Source organism: Enterococcus sp. DIV0774 (assembly GCF_050539095.1).
Classification (GTDB): domain Bacteria; phylum Bacillota; class Bacilli; order Lactobacillales; family Enterococcaceae; genus Enterococcus; species Enterococcus faecalis.
This window is the reverse complement of the sequence record NZ_CP172923.1, coordinates 103,422-124,159: the sequence shown is the minus strand read 5'-3', so window position 1 is coordinate 124,159 and position 20,738 is coordinate 103,422. Positions and strand designations below refer to the sequence as shown.

Sequence of the window (20,738 nt, the reverse complement as noted above, 5' to 3'; positions counted from 1 at the left end):
CAGTTGGCTTCTGAAGCCAGCTGACGTTTGTTTATTTTACTGTTTAGCCAATTGGTGGCGTACCTTCTGCGTTCCCAGCAATCGCTTCGATTTGAATCTGGGCACCTTTTGGTAAATCCGTCACACCAATCACTCTTCTGGCAGGCGTGCCTTCAGGGAAGTACGTTTGGTAGACGTCATCTACTGCCGCCAGCTCTTCAATCTCTTTCACAAAAATATTCACTTTCACCAGATCAGCTAAGCTGTGATCCACACTTTCAATAATCGCTTTGATGTTTTCTAAGCATTGCGTCGTTTGTTCCTTGATTCCGCCAGCGACTAACGCATTTGTTTTAGGGTCCAATGGTAGCTGAGCTGATAGATGGTTGTAATGAGAAAAAGCAACAGTTTGTGTCGAAAATGGACACTTCGGTGCGTGATCTGTATTATTTGCTTCAATAATTAATCCATGTCGATCTTCAATCGCTTGTGGTGGCGTACCATCCCCATGAGAAACCACCGCTTCTACTTGCACCGCCGCGCCCATTGGTAAATCAGCAACAGCAATCACTGTTCGTGCTGGCATGTAATTGACCGTACGCGCAATTCCTGAATCCGGGAAAAAAGCGGCATATACTTGATTGACAGCTTCCAGCTTAGATAAATCTTTTAAATAAATGTTGACCTTCACAATATCATCAAAAGGCACATCAATACTGGTTAAAATGGCTTTTATGTTTTTCAAACATTGTTTTGTTTGCGTTTTAACACAGCCAGCCACAACTCTGCCCGTTTGAGGATCTATAGGCAATTGTGCAGACAGATTGTTATAGTGAGAAAACGCGACCGTTTGACTGGCTAGAGCATCAATTGGTGCCTGAACAGTCTGATTTGTTAATTTAATTAAATCCCCAGCTTGAGGTGCATTAGGGATAGTTCCTTCCCCATTTGAAACAAGTGCCTCCATTTGAACAGAAGCGCCTAACGGCAAATCTGCGACGGCGACCACTGTTTTAGCTGGATAATAATGGGTAAAAAAGGCCGCATAGACCTCCTCAACTGCGGCAGCATCCCGCATATCTTTGACAAAAATGGTCATTCTGACAATGTCACTCATCACATGGTTGATACTTTCAACAACCGCTTGGATATTTTTCAAACATTGTGTCGCTTGGGCCCGAATGCCACCTTCTACCAATTGTCCAGAGGTTGGCTCAATAGGTAACTGTGCCGACAAATGATTATAGTGGGAAAATGCGACTGTTTGGGCTGCGAGAGGATGCTTTGGTGCACGCTCTGTATTTCTTGCTAAGACGATATTTTCATTACTCATAACTCTACTCCCTTTTTTAGCATTCCAACAAAAATGATTCCGCTTACATTTTCAAGCGTTAAACTTCCAACAAGATCCTTTTTATTTTCCTGCTTTTCTATTAATGGTGATAGCTTTCCACCACCACTTCTTTCAGTCTACAATAAGAACAGGAACATTTCAATAAGGCATTCCTAAATTGATTGTTGGCCCTCAAACAAATCTTCTTCCGTTAAAGAAGGCTGAGGTCGGGAAAGAACCGTTTAGCTCCGAGAAATAAGAAGAAATTTCCGAAAATTGCTCTTTAATTTTTGGAGAATTTCGGCTTATTTCCGAAGGAGTTGGTTCTGTTCCCGCCGTTTATCAGGTTTTGATCCTGGGACAAAAATCCAAAGTGATTTTTGTCCCAGGATCAGTCTTTATAGATAACTCGTTAGCTTTAACTAGTTTTATTTAACCACCATATACTCACGATAATTTTCCGAGAACGTATCCATTAGCGTATAAATTCGTTCAAAATCATAGTCACGACTAGGGTCATCATACCAAACACATTGAATACTTCCAATAATTGGAAGATTTGGGCTGCCTGCTGGCACATCTGTAAATGCTTTTTTCGACATATTTGCTAAAGCATCGTCATATTGATAAATGCCAGAATCAACATTGCCAGCGACCCAATACCACGCATCATTGGTATTAAAAATTTTGTGTCCTTTTTGAACAAAGTACTCAGGTTTGGCTACGTCATATCCGCTCCAACCGGCTGTCCAATAAGAAATAATAATCTCTGGGTCAAATGTACCGAAAGAATCGTCGCTGTTGTAATAAATGCCATCATTGAAGCTCATTGGCTGCATGCCCGCATCTTTAATTATTTTAGCTAAATCATTCGCATAAGCGACAAAATCCTTGTAGCGCCCAGAAGATTGCAGTTTTGCCCAACCGCCTGTGTCGACATCATTTGCATACTCATCGCCACCAAAATTGAAAATTTCACTATGCGCGGAAAAATAAGCCACGTACTTACTGATAATCGCCTTTGTGAAATTCACTGCCTTTTGGTTCCCTAAATCTACTGTTCGTTTTGAGCCATCAAAAGCGGGATTTTTAATCGCTAGTTTTTCCATGGCCACTAACAAGGCATCCATATGTCCTGGACTGTTAATCACGGGAATGATGTTGATGTTGCGCTCTTTCGCAAAAGCCAACAACCGATCCATTTCTTTTTGTGTTAACGCGTTGCCATTAGGATCATTGTAATACGCGTTGTTGCCTCGTTGGATTGCTTTTGAAACCCGGTTGTGGTTGTATTTTTTACCATTCACATTGACCGACATATCATCCAAAATAAACCGTAAGCCATCATTTCCTAAAATTAATTGGACATCTGTGTACCCATTTTGACTGGCTTTGGCCACTAATTCTTCCAGTTGCTCCACGGAAAAATATTTTCTTCCCGCATCAATGGAAAAGACACTTTTTAAAGGTTGTGTTTGTTTCTCTTTTAAATTATCCAAAGCTGTTTGGACCTCCGTTTGCCAAGTAGTCACTTGCGCGGCTGTATACGTTTTTCCCGCAAGTTCTGTTGCGACTGTCTCTTTTGTTGTTTGTAGTGCTTGAATCGTTTCTGGTGTATAGCTTTCTGACTTTTCAATGGCTGTAACTGCTTGATCCAACACACGATATAAAGTGGTTAAGTCAATGGCTAACAGGCCTTTTTCTAATTCAGCATCATAGGTGTTTGAAATCCCTTGGCCATAATCGCCACCTAAAATAGCTTTATTCACATCATAAAGCGTCGTTGCTTGTGTCACTGCTTCTGCGGCTTTATTTTGTGCTTCAAGGTCTGTGTTGGCGTAGCTAATTCGTTTTAAATAGTGCTGCGCAGCCGCTTGCATCTCTGCAAGAGAAACGCCTTTACTCTCTGCAATGGCCGTTTTTGTCCAAAGTAAATTAGAAGGTTTTATCTGATTTAAATCGTCTTCATTATAGGTGCGACCATCGCGATCTAAGGCATAGAGGAACATGCCCCCTAAATTATTTTCATAAGAATAACGAGCTACTTTATACATGTTACTTTCCATATACGGCTCTTTTGTGTCATACCAGCGGTTGCGATCTTGCTCTTCTGGGAAAGTTAATCCTGGAACAAATCGTTCCCCATTGAGAACCGGACTTAAATTATTTAATGCTCGTTGCGTGCGTTGGTCATCGCTACCATACTGTTGATACGCGAGAAAATCGAAACAGTCACTGACATCTTGTAAAGGTGGTAAATATTCTGCATTGGTATCATACAAAAATGGACGATCCGTTCCCGACTTTGGTCCAATGTATTTTGATAATGCACGAATGACACCATTAGATAGCACAATATCTTTTTCACTTGGACGAGTTTCCATGTCAATATCTAACCCATCAATTCCTAAATCATCGACAAATTTGGTTAACAGCTCTTTCGCATAAGCATCAAATTCTGCTTCTGTAGGCGTTGTTCCTGCGTAAGGAACTTTTAATAGCTCGCTGTAATCAATCCCACGAACTAAACGAACACCTCGTGCATGTAATGCTGGCGCATACTCATTTTTTAACGTATCATAAAATGGCTGTGCAAGTGCTTCTTGTCCTTTTGGCACATAACTAAAGACATTCACAATGTCAATACCATAAGGAATATCGTGCATCGTTAGCCAATTTTCATCTGGCAATGTTGTATTAACTCCTTGCATCGTTTTGTCACGCCAAGCCCGATAGTAAACCATAAAATGTTTCTCTTGGTCCGGTTCATTGGCTTGGCTGACCATTGGTTGATGAAACAGACTAAATAAGATAAACGCCAAGCCAACCAATAACGAAAGACCTAGCCAACTGACAATTGTTTCTCTGTTTTCTCCTCTTCTTGTCGATAAATTGTTCCCCACTTTGAACACCATTCCTTTCTGCACTCCGTTCATTTTGGTGTATCCACCTAAAAAGAAAGCGCATACACAACCATCAATAGAATAACAAAAAATAACGAATTTGCAAAATAGAAACTGGAAAAATGAGGATTTTCTATAAAAATCTTTTCCCGCCTAAAATCACTTTTGTTAGACGGCGTTTAAATGTAAATTTTGAGACATGCAAGAAAAATGGGCCTATTTTTCTTGCAAGTTTCCTTTATTTAGTCGTGATTAACCAATAAATAATCACTGTTTGAATTTTTTGGGATCTACTCGTTTGAAATTTATCTCATCATCAATAACTGCTCTATGCTTTAAATCTAAATGATATCGCATATCATGATTTATATTTGAATTTTTTTTCAGATTATCATTATATGTTTCTAAAAATAATTTTAAAACTTTTTCAGGTTGCCTTATACCTAATACTTTTCTTGATATTTCTAAACCATTTACCTTTTTTATAAACCATTTTTGATTGTATTTCATTATAGATGACAAATTAAAATAAGCTTGGAATACAGCTCCCGCATCTTTAATTTGAGTATTTTTTTTCAATTCATTGTATTCATTCAATAAATTCTTTAGCTCTTCATAATTGTAAAAACTGAACATTCCATTCTTAACTTCTGTCATCATTTTATTCTGCCTAGTCCAAGATCCCATGCATACAGAAACTAACTCAACTAAGGGAATTTTGTTATTCTCTATATGTAAATCTTTTAACTTTTTGTATTCTTCATTTCCTAAAATTACGTATTTATTAATATAGTCTATTACCCGCCACTTACATGCTGTATTATTTATTTTAATAATGTCATTCATTTCTTTGTTTACGGAAACATAGTATGGCACGGGTAAGCCATATTTTCTTGCAATACTATATCTATGTTGCCCATCGATGATCTGCATTGTGGAGTTTACTATAATGGGTCGAATAATTCCTTTTTGTAGAATAGAATTTTCCAATTTCTTGTTCAGTGTAACTTCACGATTACTTCTTAAAAAGCTGAACATTTCATATTCTTCCGTTATATAAATATCACTCATTTCTCTATCCATTTTTTATCTCCTTTATTAAAAACATACTTTGAATATCTCTTATTACTGGCTTCCCATCAATTTCGATTTCATATTTAATTGCTTTGTTTGAATTTCTATGCAATTTATAATTATATGCTTTCAAAAACTCTTCCAAAACGACTCCTTGGTGAAAAATTCCTTCTATAACATTTTTAGTTTTTATTTTAAATCCATTAATTAACCTATAATAATCGAAATCTTTTACAATAAATAATTCTACATAAGCAAAAAATGTTTGCTGTGAACTTCTCAAGTTCAACTCTTCACAAAAGTTTCCGTAAGAATCTAATAATCTTATAAATTCCTTGTAGTTATAAAATGAAAATTGACCTGTTTTTACTAATTCTTGTGAATTACCATCATAGTGTTTATTTCCCATAGCCAAAGATATTAAAGAAGAGGGTGAGATATTTTTATACTTCTTTACAATAAACTGTAGTTTTTTATATTCGTTCATACCATCCATCGAATATTTTCGTATGAAATCTCCAATTTTCCATGTCTTAATTGTCGAATTAAGCTCAATTACATCATCTAAGTTCAGACCTTTCGAAATAATATAAGGAATGGACTTATTCAATTTTCTGGCTATCAAAAAACGAGTTTGTCCATCAATAATTTCAAATTTCTCATTTACATCTATAGGAACTAAAATACCTGATTTTTCTATAGATTCTATTAAACTACGCTTTTCTTGAATTGCTCTATTTCCCTTTAAAAATTTAAATTTTGAATAATCCTTAGTTTCATACAATTTACCAATCAACTTTCCCATATTCTTCACTCCTTATAAAATATATTTTTAATTTATATATTTTATAATATCGTCTAAAAAAAAGAAATGCAATTCTTTTTTAATCAATACAACACCAACAACACATTAAAATAACATTTTGGTTAACCATCCATGTTTATTAATTCGGCGATTTTCACAACAATTTTCCCTTGCGCTCGTCCTGTCAGTGAATAGTCCACCGCTTCTTGAATTTGGCTAAAAGGTATGACTCGGTCAATTATCGGCTGTAATTTTCCCTGTTCAATAAACTCAGTGAGTAAAGCTAATTGCTCGCCATCTGGACGCATAAACAAAAAATGATAACTAACATCTGTGGCTTGCTCCAATCGATGAATCTTGCGGGTAGCTATTTTAAAGGCCCATTGTTTCCAAAGCGGCAAGCCATACTCTTTAGCAAAACGTTCGTTGGGAATGCCTGACAATGTAACGACTTTTCCCTGAGGTTTAACCACTGAGAAAGCTTTTTCTAAGATTGTCCCCCCCATTGTATCAAACACATAATCGTAGTCGGATAAAACTTCTTCAAAATTTTGTGTCCGATAGTCAATCACTTCATCTGCTCCCAACGCTTGAACCCATTCTTTATTTTTACTACTCGTTGTGGTGGCAACGTAAGCGCCCGCTAGTTTTGCTAATTGAATCGCAATGGTTCCAATCCCTCCTGAACCTGCTTGAATCAGGACTTTCTGGCCTGGCTGTACATTCATAATATCATGTAGCGCTTGATAACTTGTCAAACCGACTAACGGAATGGCCGCAGCTTCTTCAAACGTTAAATTTTTAGGCTTCATAGCTACAGCTGCTTGATCCACTGCAATATATTCAGCAAAAGTTCCCACGCGATTTTTGGGTACTCGCCCGTAAACTGCATCGCCCAGCCTAAAATTTTGAACTTTTTTTCCAACAGAGACAACAATCCCAGCAAAATCACTGCCTAAAATCAGTGGCATTTGATAATCTAAAAGCATCTTTACTTTGCCATCTTTTGTTTTTAAATCAATCGGGTTGATACTGGCAGCGATAATTTTGACCAAAACATCATTGTCATGAATGGTGGGTAAGGGCACCTCCTCGATTGCTAATTCTTTTTGTCCGTATTTATGAATTAAAGCGGCTTTCATCATTGAATCTTTCCTCTCTTTCTATCCCTTTTATCGGTTTAAAAGTTTAAACCTTTAATCAATTAGTATCTTAACGAAGAATGGGATCCACGTCAAGTTTCAGCCCTCAGCGTATTTTATTGACAAAAAACACGAAAAATGGTTTAATCGTTTAAAAATACGAACCAAAGAGGCGAAAGAATATGAAAGAATTAGAAGAAATTCAAACAGAATTTACTGCGCTTAGTGATTTTTTAATCGCATTGGGTGATGAAAAACGCCAAGCAATTATTATTGCACTGTTAGAAGACCAAGCCTGTGTTGGCCGTCGTGTCACTGAGTTAACAGAGGCGACACAGCTCTCACGCCCCGCTGTTTCTCACCACTTAAAAATTTTGAAACAAGCCAAATTAATTGATTGTCGCAGTGAAGGAACTAAAAATTATTACTCACTTTCTCACGATACCACCAAAATTGAGCAACTCCAACAACTATTGACCCACATTACGTCGATTATGCCAGGGAGGAAGCAAGCATGAAAAAAATTCTCGTGGTCCTCACAAACGTCTCCCGTTATCACGGCACCGAAGAACCAACGGGCCTCTGGCTAGGTGAAGCCACGGAGTTCGTGGAAGAAGTAACCAAAGCAGGATTTTCAGTTGACTATGTTAGTCCCCAAGGAGGCTATGTCCCTTTGGATCCCCGGAGTATGAAATATGTAGATTCATCCATTATGGCAGTTTATGAAAGTGCTGATTTTCAAGAACGAGCGCTAGCACATTCCCTCTCTCTTGAAGAAATTGAGCCAGATGAATACGCAGCAATTTACTTTACAGGAGGCCATGGCGTTATGTGGGACTTTCCTGATAATCCTCAGTTGCAAGCAATCACTCGTAGCCTTTACGAACAGGGCAAATACCTAACTTCTGTTTGTCACGGAATTGCTGGCCTTTTAAATGTCAAAGATGCGTCAGGAAATTATTTGATTGCAGATAAAACCATTACTGGCTTCACTACTGCAGAAGAAATTTTAGCCATGAAAAAAGCAGTTGTTCCTTTCTTAAACGAAACAATTGCCAAAGAACATGGTGCTACTTTTGCGAAAAAGCGTCCTTATAAAGAATTTGCGTATCAAGATGGCCGTATAATCACTGGGCAAAATCCTTTTTCTGTCCGCGCTGTCGCAAAATTGTTAATTCAACAATTATCAAAATGAAACAACAGCGACTACTTTTAGGTAGTCGCTGTTGTTTCATTGCTTCTTCTTTTTTCCGAAAGCCGAAGCCCTAACATAAAAAATTTTTGATTAGCTAAAGAGTAACATCGCGCCAATTAAGATAATTAGGTTAATTAAGCCTAAGACAATCATTGGTTTGGCCATGAATTTTGTCCAAGTGGCATATTGAACTTTGGAAATTTCCAAACCACCCATTACGACACCAGATGTTGGCGTGATCAAATTAATCAAGCCACAACCTGAAGCAAAAATCATAACCATCACTTCTGGACTTAAACCAATGTTTTTAGCTAACGCACCCATTACAGGAATAGAAACGTACGCTAAACCAGAAGTTGAAGGAATTAGGAAAGATAAACCTAAGTATAAAACAAAGGCACCGATGACAAATAAGACTGGGGAGAGTCCTTGTAATAAGCCTGCCGCTTTATCAAGGATAAATGAATCTAAATACGTTTTAGACATCAAAACAGATGCCCCGCGAGCAACTACGATAATTAAAACAACGGATAACATATCTTTGGCACCGTCGATAAATGCTTCAATGGTTTCTTTTTCAGTAAAGCGACCAATCAAGGCAGCAATGATCCCTAAAAGGAAGAACCACATCGCTAAGTCGCCAAAGTACCAGTCACCGAAACTGTTGCCTGTTAAAACAGACGTCCAGCCTTTGAAAATCGTCACTCCAAAGTCGTTCCATGGAATTAAGGAAACAATCATAACGACAAAACAGAAAGCGAATACCATTAAGATTTTTTTATGACGATTCGTAAATGGCATTTCTTTCGACGCTGCTTGTCCATACGTTTTTTCCATATCCTCTTGTTCTTGTAAAGATAAAATTGTTGAACCTTTGTCCGCCTTCACTTTTTTCGCATAACGCATCACAATGAAAATAGAATAGCTGGTAGAGGCCGCCCACAAAATAGCACCGACAATTAAAATAATTCCTGTATTCGGCTGAATGCCAATACCTCGCAACGCATCCATCGCTACCCCTGTGGAGAAAGGGTTAACCGTTGAACCGATAACACCTGATCCTGCACCCAATAGCACAGTCCCCACTGCGACAAACGTATCAAAACCAGCGGCGACCATGGTGGCACTCAATAAACCATAAAAAGGAATTGTTTCTTCTGCCATTCCATAAGTCGACCCACCAATAGAAAATAAAATCATTAAAATCGGAATGATTTTCAATTCGTTCCCTTTTAACTTTTTAACGACTGATTGAATCCCTGCTTCAAGAGCCCCAGTTTGCGTCACAATATTTAAAAAGCCACCGAGTACTAAAATAAAAATATTAATTTCAATGGCATCTTTAAACCCATTGAATGGAGCCATGATAATATCCGATAATTTGGCCCCTACCACGTGGTCAACCATTTTGCCATCAATTTCTCTTGGGGTAAATGGCTGGCCATTTAGCAAGACCGTTACGATACCTAAAACAATTAAAATAATAAATAAAATACTAAAAGACGAAAGCTGTTTTTTGTTTTTCTTCTTTTTTTCTGCCATATCCTTTTATACAGGAACCTACTTTCCTGTATCTCCCTTCTCTATGATTAATTACTCAATCGATCAATAAAGAATGGCGTATCTAGAAAAGTTAAGAATTTATGACTGTAGCTAATACGGTTCATTTGGACTAATTTTTTCATAACACTGCTTGCTGTTTCCCGCGTGGTTCCACTCATTCGTGCAATGTCATTAATGGTAATTGGACAAGCAATTGCAACGCGTTCTCTGTTGTCAATTCGTTCTCCTAAATCATTTAATAACATCGCCAGTGATGTCACAATCCGTTCACATGCATCATTGGTTGTTCCTTTTTGGATTTTGATCATACTTTCTTTTAAAAGGACCGATTGTTCTTGAATCCAATGAATCAATTGCTGGGGATTATTTTGGAGAAAACGCTCAAACAGTTTAACTGGCACAAACACAACCTCAATATCCGTATAGGCAATCGCGGAGTCGTAATGAACCTCATCTTGAAACAGTCCGATTCTCGGAAAAAGAGCCTGCTTTTTCATAAAATGCAGATAGGAAAAATTACCACTGCGATCATTTTTTTCAATTTTAATGACACCCGAAACCAATAAAATCAAATGATTTCTCGGATCACCTGGATAAAAAAGGACTTGGCCTTTTTTATAGGAGCGAACGAAACTCTCGTTGCGCAATTCTGTTAGTTCTGATTCAGAAAAGTATTGAAAATCTTGATTATTTTTAGTGATTATTTTCTCTATCATCATCTTAATTCTCCTAAATACTATACTTTATTTTGTCACAACCGTTCCTACGATTTCATCGCCGCTCATACTTCCTAAGTTTTCCAAAGAAGTGATAATTGCTTGTTTATTGGGTTGGCTTTCTACAAACTGAATGGCGGCTTCAATTTTCGGTAACATACTACCTGGTGCAAAATGACCCGCTTGTTTGTATTCTTCCAACTCTGCTACAGTGACATTGGTTAATTGTTTTTCATCTGGTTTGCCATAATTAATACACACATAATCCACGCCAGTTAAAATAACTAGTGCATCCGCATCCACTAATTCTGCCAGTTTTTCAGAAGCAAAATCTTTATCGATTACTGCTTCGACACCTTTTAATTCTTGTCCTACGACAGGGATGCCACCACCACCACATGAAATGGTAATTATATCATTTTTTATTAAGGTATTAATAGTCTCAGCCTCGTGGATGTCAATTGGCTTAGGACTTGGAACGACTTTGCGCCAGCCACGTCCTGCATCTTCTTTAAAAATAGCACCTGCTTGCATTGCTTCTTTGGCTTCAGCTTCTGTTAAAAATGGACCGATCGGTTTTGTTGGATTTTTGAATGCCTCATCTGCTGGATCTACGACCACCTGTGTTAAAACAGTAGCCACTTGTTTCTTGATTCCTGCTTTGTTTAATTCTTGATTAAGCGCATTGGACAACCAGTAGCCGATACTTCCTTGTGTCATAGCAACACACGTATCTAGCGGCATCGCTGGATTTTTTTCAGAATCAGCTGCTTGTTGTTGCAATAATAGATTACCGACTTGTGGACCATTGCCATGTGAAACAATCAACCGATGCCCTTGTTTAATTAAATGAACTAAATAGGCAGATGTTTGAACTAATGCTTGCTGTTGTGCGTGTGCGCTAGCATCATTTGAAAGGATGGCATTTCCGCCTAGTGCAACGACCATTTTTTTCCCCATTACAAATCCTTCTTTCCTATCATAATAAAGAATAGGCCGCCCTTCAAAAGAATCTCTTAAAGGGCGAAACGACTATTCTTTTTTCAATGTTTTTTCAGTTGCTTCCTACACACGAGGAATGAATAAATTGCCTAAAGTAGCTGCCATGATCGCTTTAATGGAATGCATTCTGTTTTCTGCTTCTTCAAATTGACGACCATATTTACTGCGGAAGACTTCATCCGTAATTTCCATTTCAGTAATGCCAAATTTTTCAGCAACCATTTCACCGTATTGTGTTTTCGTATCATGAAAGGCTGGCAAACAGTGTAATACGATTAAATCGCCATCCATATTTTCGGTTTTTTCTAACATAGCCATATTAATTTGATAAGGTTTCAACAGATTGACACGTTCTTCAAATTTATCTTCTTCACCCATGGACACCCAAACGTCTGTATATAACACGTTGGCTCCTTTAACACCTTTAGCAACGTCGTCTGTAATCATTAATTCTGCACCAGATTCTTTCGCAAATTCTTTTGCGTAATTAACGACTTCATCAGAAGGGAACAATTCTTTTGGTGCACAAATGCGAACATTTACGCCTAAAATAGCACCTGTCACTAACAAGCTGTTTGCCATGTTGTTACGGCCATCGCCGACATATACTAAAGTGATTCCTTCTAAACGACCAAAGTTTTCTTTCACTGTCATAAAGTCCGCAATCATTTGTGTTGGATGCCATTGATCCGTTAAACCATTCCAAACAGGAACACCAGAATATTTCGCTAAATCTTCCACTACTTCTTGACTAAACCCACGGAACTCAATCCCGTCAAACATACTACCTAAAACAATCGCTGTATCTTCAACAGATTCTTTTTTACCTAATTGAATATCGTTGGCGCCTAAATACTCAGGATGTGCCCCTAAATCAATCGCTGCTGTCGTGAATGCAGAGCGTGTCCGTGTCGAAGTTTTTTCAAATAAAAGAGCGATATTTTTTCCTTCTAAATAGTGATGTGGAATCCCTTTTTTCTTCAATTCTTTTAAGTGAATACTGAAGTCTACCAAATACTCTAATTCTGCTCTTGTAAAATCTTTTTCTGCTAATAAACTACGTCCTTGAAATACTGAATTCATGATGATTCCTCCTATTTTTGGGTGTTTTTTAAAGATCTTCACGGTAAAGTGGCATACTCATACAACGAGGGCCACCACGGCCACGTACTAGTTCACTTCCTGGAATGTAATTCAATTTCACGCCTGCTTCTTCTAGCGCTTTATTCGTAATCGTATTCCGATCATAAACAACAACTTCCCCAGGGGCAATTGCTAATGTATTTGAACCGTCGTTCCATTGTTCACGGGCTGCTGCTGTTAAATTTCCAGCACCGCAACGGATTAATTGAACATTGTCTAAATGCAAGTATTTGCATAAAATGTTATCTAATGTATCTTTTTCTTTTGTAATTTGGATGTCTCCATCTGCTTTTTCAGTGATCGAGTAAACAACCAAACCACCTTCGATTTCTGGATGAATCGTAAATTTATCATAGTCAATCATGGTAAAAACGGTATCTAAATGCATGAATTTACGATGTTCACCGATATCAAAAGCCAAGATATTTTTAAACCCTAATTTTTGTTCAAAAATATTTCTCGCAATTTTTTCAATTGACGCGGCATCCGTTCTTTGAGAAATCCCAATGGCCACTACTTCTTTTGAAAGAATTAATTCATCGCCACCTTCAATTCTGGTTGATTCTGAACGATCATAGACTCTAGGAACCTCTTTTCCAGCAAAACGAGGATGATAATCAAAAATGTATTGCCCAAAAATGGTTTCCCGTTGTCGAGTTACTGAATACATATGATTTAAAGAAATCCCGTGCCCCATTGTCGCAAAGTTATCACGCGTGAAGTATAAGTTAGGCATTGGATCAATAATGAATGGATAATCCGCTTCAACCATATCTGTTAAAAATTCTTGCTCATATTTAGGTAATTCTTGTTTTTGAATGCCAGCAATCGCTTTTTGAATAAGTTCTTCGTTGTCGTCAATTTCTAACATTAACTCTCTAACTTTTTCTTTTGCTGATTCGCTGCGAATATTGGCTTCTTCTAAGAATTGGTCAATAAATTGTCGGCGGACCTCTTCATTAATCAACGCTTCAGCAGCTAAGTCCTCTAAATAGACCACTTCGATATCTTTTGATCGTAACAACTCTGCAAATGCATCATGTTCTGCTTGTGCTTTTTCTAAAAACGGAATATCATCAAACAACAATCTCTCCAGATAATCTGGCATTAAATTTTCTAATTCCTTACCTGGACGATGTAACATCACTGTTTTCAATTTCCCGATTTCAGAAAATACATTAATTGGATGACTCATGTGAAATAACCTCCTCAACTTAATTACAAACACAGAATAACAGACCTGATTAACCTAGGACGTGAGCCATTTGCCAAACAAAATACCAAATATACAACGGTATTCTTTCTTATGCATATTTTCAACCTAAAAGAATGCGCTTTCATAGATATTCTAAAAAAATAATGCATAATTAAATAAAAAAAAATGCATTTATTCAAAAAAAATTATTTCTCCACACACTTCATAAAGTTATAATCTTATATAGGTAAAAGGAAGGGAGCCAGAAGTCAAAACGACTTCTGGCTCCCTTCCTTTTATGCGTTACTTTTTGACAAAGGTGTTGGCTGAATAAATTGTTGAAAATACTGCTCTAGTTCTTGTGCTTTTTCCTCGGATGATGAAACAATAATAACAGTGTCGAAGCCAGCGACAGAACATTTCTTTTCACACAAAGACACTTCATCAAGTACAGCTGAAAACAATGTTGCGTTGTCTGGTAATGTATGAACCACTAGTAAAAAGGCGACACGTTCAACTTTGGTCACTACCTCACGAATTGCTTGTATCAACTGTTCTTTTTTTCGTTCTTCTAAAGAAGTGAATTGTTCAAAAATCGTTAAACGGATCTCGCCAGAATCATCTAATGCTTTGACGACTTTTAATTCCCATAAATCCCGTGAAATCGTTGCTTGTGCGACATTTATCTCGCGCTTTTTTAATTCTCTTAACAACTCATTTTGACTATGAATTACAGTTGTTTGAATGATTTCTTTAATCAAACTTTGGCGTGTTTGCTTATTCACAAATAACACCCTTCCTCCAGACATTTACAAAGCAATACTAGCAGAATCTCTCTAATTAGAATAGAAAAAGGGTCGTTTAGCTAAAAGGTTCTCATTGATTTTGTCGGATATTTCGCATTCAAAAAAGTGAGACTTGCACAATTTAGTAAAACGTTGTACAGTGATTTTAGGGAATTACTGGCACCGTTTTAAATAACAGCAATGATGTTTTTTTGCATGATTAACTGAACTGGAGGAAAGTAATGAACCGATTAAAACGCCAAACGATGATTAAGCGATTGGTCACAGAAAATGAAATCCATACACAAAGTGAATTACTAGCATTATTGGAAAAAGAAAATATTCACACCACACAAGCAACTATTTCTCGTGACATTCGTGAGCTGAATTTAAACAAAGTAGACAATGGTCAAGGAGAAGCCTATTATCGTATCTTGAATAATTCTGCCCTTCGTCCAAAATATAAAACAGATGAAGAACGTCTTGTTGACATTATTATTGAAACTGGTGTTTCTTTAACACAAATAGAGTTCACAAATCTTTTAACCGTCTTACCTGGCAACGGGCAAGCCATTGGGGTTTTAATTGATCGCATACGTATCCACAACCCTCATATCTTGGGCTGCATCGCTGGGGATGATACCATCTTAATTCTTTCAAAAAATAAAGAAGATGCCCTTGAAGTTAACAACTATTTCCAGCAGTATTTGTACCACCCATAATTCATCACTTAGTAAAATCGACTATTTTTTGACATCATTGCTATTTTTATTAAAGATAAATAAAAAAAGGCGTCTCAGTGAAAGCTGAGGCGTTTTCTCATGAGTTTTTCTTTTGAACACCGTCTTTTTTTTGTATAATAATCAAAAAGCAAAGAAAGGGTTTCTTATGACTGAACAATTCATACTCACTTCAAACGATCAACAAACACAGCTCAATGTACGTCATTGGCCCTGTCCTTCACCCAAAGCCGTAGTTCAATTGATTCACGGCATGGCAGAGCATATCCAACGTTATGATGAATTTGCTCGTTTTTTAAATCAATTAGGGTTTGCCGTAATTGGGCATGATCATCTAGGTCATGGCGAATCTGTACAACCAAGCGCACCGATCTATGGTTTTTTTGGAGAACAAGGGCCTGAAAATGTCGTTACAGATATTCATCAAGTGAAACAATGGGCTGTGAATCGCTATCCACAATTGCCCTATTTTATGATGGGTCACAGCATGGGATCTTTCGCCTTGCGCAACTATCTGCAAGACTATCCTGTGACTATGCAAGGAGTCATTTTCATGGGCACTGGAACAAGTCCGTTACCTTTAACCGCAGCATTGCCTTTTATTAAAAAAATGGCCGAGAAACAGCCGAAAAAACCAGCTCCGTTCATTGATAAGCTGGCATTTGGTTCTTTTAGCAAAAAATTTCCTGAAGCAAGTTCCTTTAATTGGCTTTCTAAAAATCAAGCCAATGTGGCTGACTATGAAAATGACCCATTAATGGGCTTCGTATTTACCAACAATGGTTTTGCTACCCTTTTTTCGCTTGTTAAACGAGCCAATCAAAGGAATTGGTACCAAGCGATCCCAAAAGAATTGCCTATTTTAATCATTAGTGGCGCTGAAGACCCAGTTGGTGATTTCAGCAAGGGGCCAGCGAAAATTCAAAAGCAATTAAAGCATGCAGGTTTTCAGCACGTGACGTTACGACTATTTCCCACATTGCGTCATGAAATTTTATTAGAAACGGAAAAAGCTACAGTTTTTCAAGAAATTGGGCATTGGTTAACGGATTTAACGAATTAAAAAAGAAGGTTGATGTTGTGACATCAACCTTCTTTTTTAATCTATTTTCGTTAAACCGCCCATATAAGGACGTAGAACTTCTGGAATCGTTACCGTGCCATCTTCATTTTGATAATTTTCCAAAATAGCAGCCACTGTTCGACCAACAGCAAGTCCTGACCCATTAAGTGTATGGGCATACTGAACATGACCCATTTTATCACGATAACGAATCAACGCCCGACGTGCTTGGAAGTCTTCACAGTTTGAACAAGAACTAATTTCTCGATACGTTTTCTGTGCCGGAATCCAAACTTCTAAATCATAGGTTTTCGCTGCCGAGAAGCCCATATCACCTGTCGAAAGAGTAATCACTCGATAAGGGAGGCCCAATTTTTCTAAAATGTCTCCAGCATTGTTGGTCATTTTTTCTAATTCTTCATAGGAGTGTTCTGCATCACTAAATTTAACCATTTCTACTTTATGGAACTGGTGTAAACGAATTAATCCTCGGGTATCACGGCCTGCGCTACCCGCTTCCGAGCGAAAAGAAGGACTTAAAGCAGTAAAATAAATCGGTAACTCTTGCGCCTCTAAAATTTCATTATTATAGTAGTTAGTTAATGGGACTTCCGCTGTGGGGATCAGCGTCAAATCACTTTCTGCAACTTGGAAAACATCTTCTTTGAACTTAGGAAACTGACCGGTGCCAAACATTGCTTTGCTATTGACCAAATAAGGAGGAATCACCTCGGTATAACCATGTTCATTAACATGTTGATCTAACATAAAATTATAGACCGCTCGTTCTAAACGAGCCCCTAAGCCTTTGTAATAAAGAAAACGGCTACCAGATACTTTCGCGCCTCTTTCAAAATCTAAAATTCCTAAGGCTTCACCGATTTCCCAATGTGGTTTCGGTTCAAATGAAAAAGTTTTCGGCCTACTCCACCGCCGAACTTCTACGTTGGCGGCTTCGTCTGCGCCAACAGGTACGCTCTCATGAGGTAAGTTAGGCAGACGTTCTGCAATGGCTGTGCATTGTTCTTGCAAATGAACAACTTCTTGGTCTAAAACTTTAATTTGCTCGCTAACTTCTTGCATATTTAGTAATTGTTGTGAAGCATCTTTTTGTGCACGCTTTAATTGTGCAATTTCTCCTGATACCTGATTACGGTGTTTTTTCAGTTCTTCAACTTTAACAAGTAACGCTCTCCGTTCTTCATCTAAAGCCAAAAAGCGTAATAAAACTTCCTCGTCCACACCACGTGTTTTTAACTTTTTCTGTACCACTTCTACATTTTGGCGAATTTTTTTCATATCCAGCATCTTATTTCCCTCTTCATGATTAAATTTTAAACAATGGTGAATTTTACTTTTTCAAAAATTTCATTCTTCATTCGTTGGCCAGTCGCTGTGCCAGCTAAGCCACCTAAACCCGTTTCTCTCAATTCTCGTGGTAATTGACGGCCGACTTTATTCATGGCTTCCACCACTTCATCTGCTGGTATTTTATTTACAATTCCAGCTAAAGCCATATCTGCAGCGATTAACGCATTGCCTGCACCTACTGTATTTCGTTTGACACAAGGAATTTCGACTAACCCAGCCACTGGGTCACAAACTAAACCTAATAAATTCCCTAAAGCCATAGCAAAAGCTTCAGAAGATTGGCGTGGTGTTCCGCCAGCCGCTTCAACAGCTGCAGCGGCGGCCATCGCTGAAGCACTGCCTACTTCGGCTTGACATCCACCAACAGCACCAGCAATCATCGCATTGTTGGCTGTGACCATTCCAAATAAAGAACTGGTAAATAAGAAACGAATTTGTTGATCACGCGTTAAATTCAAGGTATTTTTAATCGCTGTTAAAACCCCTGGTAAGGTGCCACTTGCACCAGCGGTTGGCGTTGCGCAAACAACGCCCATTGCTGCATTGACTTCATTAGTACCTAGTGCGGCTTGAACTGCAGACATCATTAAATCACCTGATAACGTTTTGCCAGCTGCGCGGTATTTTTTTAAACGAGCCGCATCACCGCCCGTTAACCCAGTAGGAGAAAAAACGCCTGCTCCTTCTTGCGAGCGTTTGACAGCAGCATCCATGACATCCAAATTTTGACCCATCTGTGTCCAAATTTCTTCATAGCTTTTTTGGCTACGCTCCATTTCTTGCTCAATCATCAAATCAGAGATTTTTTTTCCTGTTTTTTCAGCTTTATCGATAAATTCTTCAATCGAAAGGTACATATGTCAAACTCCTATCATAATAAGATTATTTTCGATGTGTCATCTAGTGAAAACAGTTGTTCTTTCACCGAGGAAATTGGTGCCGAATCTAAGTCAAAGATGAATAAAATTTGATTCCCTTCCACATAACGAGACACCGCATTCACTTGAATATTATTTTTTTGTAACGTATCTTTAAAAGCTTGCATCGCCTGCTCTTCTTGATTAATGACTAACAAAATAGGTAAAGGACCATGTAGTTGTACATTGAAACCGTCTAATTCAATGTATTTCACCTCGATAGTGCCGCCACCTACAGAAATTCCTGTTAAATGAATTTCGTGCGTTGCATCACTGAGTGTCACACATGCTGTATTAGCATGCTTCACTGGACTTTCTTCACTCATTTCTAAAAATTGAATCTCGATTCCTTGTTCTTCCGCAAGTTCAATGGATTGTGTTACGTTGGCATCATCTGCTGCTAGTCCAAGAATTCCGCCAATAATTGCAAAATCAGTCCCATGTCCTTTATGCGTGTCTGCAAAAGATTCATAGTATTTAATCACAATTTTTTCTGGCGTTCCGCCGAATAACTTTCTTGCCGCTAAGCCAATCGCTAATGCTCCAGCTGTATGCGAACTAGAAGGACCAATCATAATAGGACCGATAATGTCAAAACAACTTTTGTAGTTCATTACTTTGTTCACTTTTTTAGGTTTATTGATGGCCATAGCTGTGTTCATACGTAACTCCTCCTTTGGTTTTTACTGCTTCTTTTTCTTTTTCACTGGTTACTTCCGTCGTTCCTTCAAATTCTGGTGTATTATCCACCGCTTCAATTCTGTAACGTTTAAAGACCAGCGCACCTAAAAATCCAAACATCAGACTGACCACTGTGATAATCGCTACTGCTAGTAAAGTCGTTTGAATGGCATTGTTACCTAATGTCACAAGTAAACCAGCCCACGGCGTTGCCATTCCTGTCACAGGTACTTTTAAGCCAAAGAAAGTCACTACAATACCACTAACCATTCCTGAAAATAAATTCGTTGCGTAAATAGGAATTGGATTGGAGCTGATGATATCGACTTGTGTTAATGGCTCAATTGCCACAGCTAACGGGGTTGAAGCTGTGCCTAGTTTTAACTTTTTAAATAGCGCCGCATTGACAATGGAACTGCCGTAACAAGTCAACGCACCGACAGCCATTGGTACACCAGTCAAACCAATCAAGGCAGTTAAAACCATTGAACTTAACGGTGTCATACCAACAATCGGGATAATAGCACCTAAAATTGCGCCCATCACATATGGATTGCCATCTACTGCACTTAAAATCGTGCCCCCAATAACTTCTAGGACACCTAATACAACGGGTTGAATAAAACCAGCAACTAACGAAGCAGCGACTGGAATGACTAAAATAACGACTAATAAGTCAATCCCTTCTGGAATACGTTTTTGCATCTGCTCAACAACAAAAGATAAAAGATATGCGGTAATAAAAGCTGGTAACAAGCTGACTTTAATCAATGACAGACCTAAAATAATTGAAAAAACTGGACTAACCCCGAAAGCGAGCGGCACAAGAGCTCCAGCTGCTAAACCACCTAGACTACCCATAGTTTCACCAATTTGCGACACATAATCTAAATGAAAAACGCCGCCTACTGCATACCGCAAAAATGCTTCTGGTAGAAAGGTGGCACAAGCTGCACCAGACAAAGCACTTAAAGATTTTTTCCCTCGCGGTGCTTTAAAAGAGAATAGGGACATGCCACATAAAACTAAGACTAACATCAAGATTCCTGATAACGTTTTCATTTCTTTGCCTCCAACTATATTTTTTTATAACGGATGGTACTCCTGAATAAAATTTTTATTGCTCAACAA

Annotated in this window: 19 protein-coding genes; 4 read left to right on the top strand and 15 right to left on the bottom strand. The window is 38.1% G+C overall.

The window, feature by feature from the left end; all coding sequences use genetic code 11:
* Positions 1 to 43 precede the first annotated feature (43 nt).
* The 5 genes from IGL86_RS00545 to IGL86_RS00525 form a co-directional block, all read right to left on the bottom strand.
* Entirely contained in the window at positions 44 to 1,312 is a 1,269-nt protein-coding gene (locus IGL86_RS00545) for a RidA family protein (RefSeq protein WP_002367615.1), read from the bottom strand.
* 428 nt (positions 1,313 to 1,740) lie between these two features.
* Positions 1,741 to 4,248, bottom strand: a complete 2,508-nt coding sequence (locus tag IGL86_RS00540; protein ID WP_010823365.1) for an EndoS/ChiA family endoglycosidase — start codon at positions 4,246 to 4,248, stop codon at positions 1,741 to 1,743.
* Positions 4,249 to 4,482: 234 nt separating this feature from the next.
* The gene (locus tag IGL86_RS00535) at positions 4,483 to 5,298 is read right to left on the bottom strand and encodes a ParB N-terminal domain-containing protein (protein WP_002373786.1); all 816 of its coding nucleotides are present in this window, start codon (positions 5,296 to 5,298) and stop codon (positions 4,483 to 4,485) included.
* Entirely contained in the window at positions 5,291 to 6,094 is an 804-nt protein-coding gene (locus IGL86_RS00530; protein ID WP_016630582.1) for a ParB N-terminal domain-containing protein, read from the bottom strand. The genes IGL86_RS00535 and IGL86_RS00530 overlap by 8 nt, the downstream gene beginning before the upstream one ends.
* 122 nt (positions 6,095 to 6,216) lie before the next feature.
* On the bottom strand, positions 6,217 to 7,239 hold the full coding sequence (locus IGL86_RS00525) for an NADP-dependent oxidoreductase (RefSeq protein ID WP_033625716.1): 1,023 nt from the start codon (positions 7,237 to 7,239) through the stop codon (positions 6,217 to 6,219).
* A 179-nt stretch (positions 7,240 to 7,418) separates the two neighbouring features.
* Here IGL86_RS00525 and IGL86_RS00520 point away from each other — a divergent pair, with 179 nt between their 5' ends.
* Positions 7,419 to 7,754 (top strand): ArsR/SmtB family transcription factor, encoded by a 336-nt coding sequence (locus tag IGL86_RS00520; RefSeq protein WP_002356136.1) that lies wholly within the window; start codon positions 7,419 to 7,421, stop codon positions 7,752 to 7,754.
* Entirely contained in the window at positions 7,751 to 8,431 is a 681-nt protein-coding gene (locus IGL86_RS00515; RefSeq protein ID WP_002414088.1) for a type 1 glutamine amidotransferase domain-containing protein, read from the top strand. The genes IGL86_RS00520 and IGL86_RS00515 overlap by 4 nt, the downstream gene beginning before the upstream one ends.
* Before the next feature lie 90 nt (positions 8,432 to 8,521).
* Here the strand turns inward: IGL86_RS00515 and IGL86_RS00510 are convergent, their stop codons facing one another.
* The 6 genes from IGL86_RS00510 to IGL86_RS00485 all read right to left on the bottom strand — a co-directional run bounded on the left by IGL86_RS00510 (position 8,522) and on the right by IGL86_RS00485 (position 14,859).
* A complete protein-coding gene (locus tag IGL86_RS00510; protein WP_002383451.1) occupies positions 8,522 to 9,973 on the bottom strand; it encodes a YfcC family protein in 1,452 nt (483 codons plus the stop codon).
* Positions 9,974 to 10,020: 47 nt separating this feature from the next.
* Positions 10,021 to 10,713 carry a Crp/Fnr family transcriptional regulator gene (locus IGL86_RS00505; protein WP_002363490.1) on the bottom strand — a complete coding sequence of 231 codons (693 nt, stop codon included), beginning with the start codon at positions 10,711 to 10,713 and terminating at the stop codon, positions 10,021 to 10,023.
* Positions 10,714 to 10,737: 24 nt separating this feature from the next.
* Positions 10,738 to 11,670, bottom strand: coding sequence for a carbamate kinase (arcC, locus tag IGL86_RS00500; protein ID WP_002356132.1), 933 nt, complete (start codon positions 11,668 to 11,670; stop codon positions 10,738 to 10,740).
* 105 nt (positions 11,671 to 11,775) lie between these two features.
* Positions 11,776 to 12,798 (bottom strand): ornithine carbamoyltransferase, encoded by a 1,023-nt coding sequence (argF, locus tag IGL86_RS00495; RefSeq protein WP_160747730.1) that lies wholly within the window; start codon positions 12,796 to 12,798, stop codon positions 11,776 to 11,778.
* 25 nt (positions 12,799 to 12,823) lie between these two features.
* Positions 12,824 to 14,050 carry an arginine deiminase gene (gene arcA, locus IGL86_RS00490; protein WP_002356129.1) on the bottom strand — a complete coding sequence of 409 codons (1,227 nt, stop codon included), beginning with the start codon at positions 14,048 to 14,050 and terminating at the stop codon, positions 12,824 to 12,826.
* Positions 14,051 to 14,346: 296 nt separating this feature from the next.
* The gene (locus IGL86_RS00485; RefSeq protein WP_016618550.1) at positions 14,347 to 14,859 is read right to left on the bottom strand and encodes an arginine repressor; all 513 of its coding nucleotides are present in this window, start codon (positions 14,857 to 14,859) and stop codon (positions 14,347 to 14,349) included.
* A 218-nt stretch (positions 14,860 to 15,077) separates the two neighbouring features.
* Here IGL86_RS00485 and IGL86_RS00480 point away from each other — a divergent pair, with 218 nt between their 5' ends.
* A complete protein-coding gene (locus IGL86_RS00480; RefSeq protein ID WP_002356125.1) occupies positions 15,078 to 15,557 on the top strand; it encodes an arginine repressor in 480 nt (159 codons plus the stop codon).
* 130 nt (positions 15,558 to 15,687) lie between these two features.
* Positions 15,688 to 16,638, top strand: a complete 951-nt coding sequence (locus IGL86_RS00475; protein ID WP_002396728.1) for an alpha/beta hydrolase — start codon at positions 15,688 to 15,690, stop codon at positions 16,636 to 16,638.
* 36 nt (positions 16,639 to 16,674) lie between these two features.
* Here IGL86_RS00475 and serS read toward each other — a convergent pair whose 3' ends face one another.
* The 4 genes from serS to IGL86_RS00455 are packed head-to-tail and all read right to left on the bottom strand — an operon-like array spanning position 16,675 to position 20,669.
* Positions 16,675 to 17,946, bottom strand: coding sequence for a serine--tRNA ligase (gene serS / locus IGL86_RS00470; RefSeq protein WP_033625717.1), 1,272 nt, complete (start codon positions 17,944 to 17,946; stop codon positions 16,675 to 16,677).
* Between the two features lie 26 nt (positions 17,947 to 17,972).
* Positions 17,973 to 18,866 (bottom strand): L-serine ammonia-lyase, iron-sulfur-dependent, subunit alpha, encoded by an 894-nt coding sequence (sdaAA, locus tag IGL86_RS00465; protein ID WP_002356122.1) that lies wholly within the window; start codon positions 18,864 to 18,866, stop codon positions 17,973 to 17,975.
* Positions 18,867 to 18,880: 14 nt separating this feature from the next.
* On the bottom strand, positions 18,881 to 19,576 hold the full coding sequence (gene sdaAB, locus IGL86_RS00460) for an L-serine ammonia-lyase, iron-sulfur-dependent subunit beta (RefSeq protein ID WP_002387470.1): 696 nt from the start codon (positions 19,574 to 19,576) through the stop codon (positions 18,881 to 18,883).
* Positions 19,563 to 20,669, bottom strand: a complete 1,107-nt coding sequence (locus IGL86_RS00455; protein ID WP_033625672.1) for a PTS sugar transporter subunit IIC — start codon at positions 20,667 to 20,669, stop codon at positions 19,563 to 19,565. Before IGL86_RS00455 ends, sdaAB begins: the two co-directional genes overlap by 14 nt.
* Between the last annotated feature and the right edge of the window lie 69 nt (positions 20,670 to 20,738).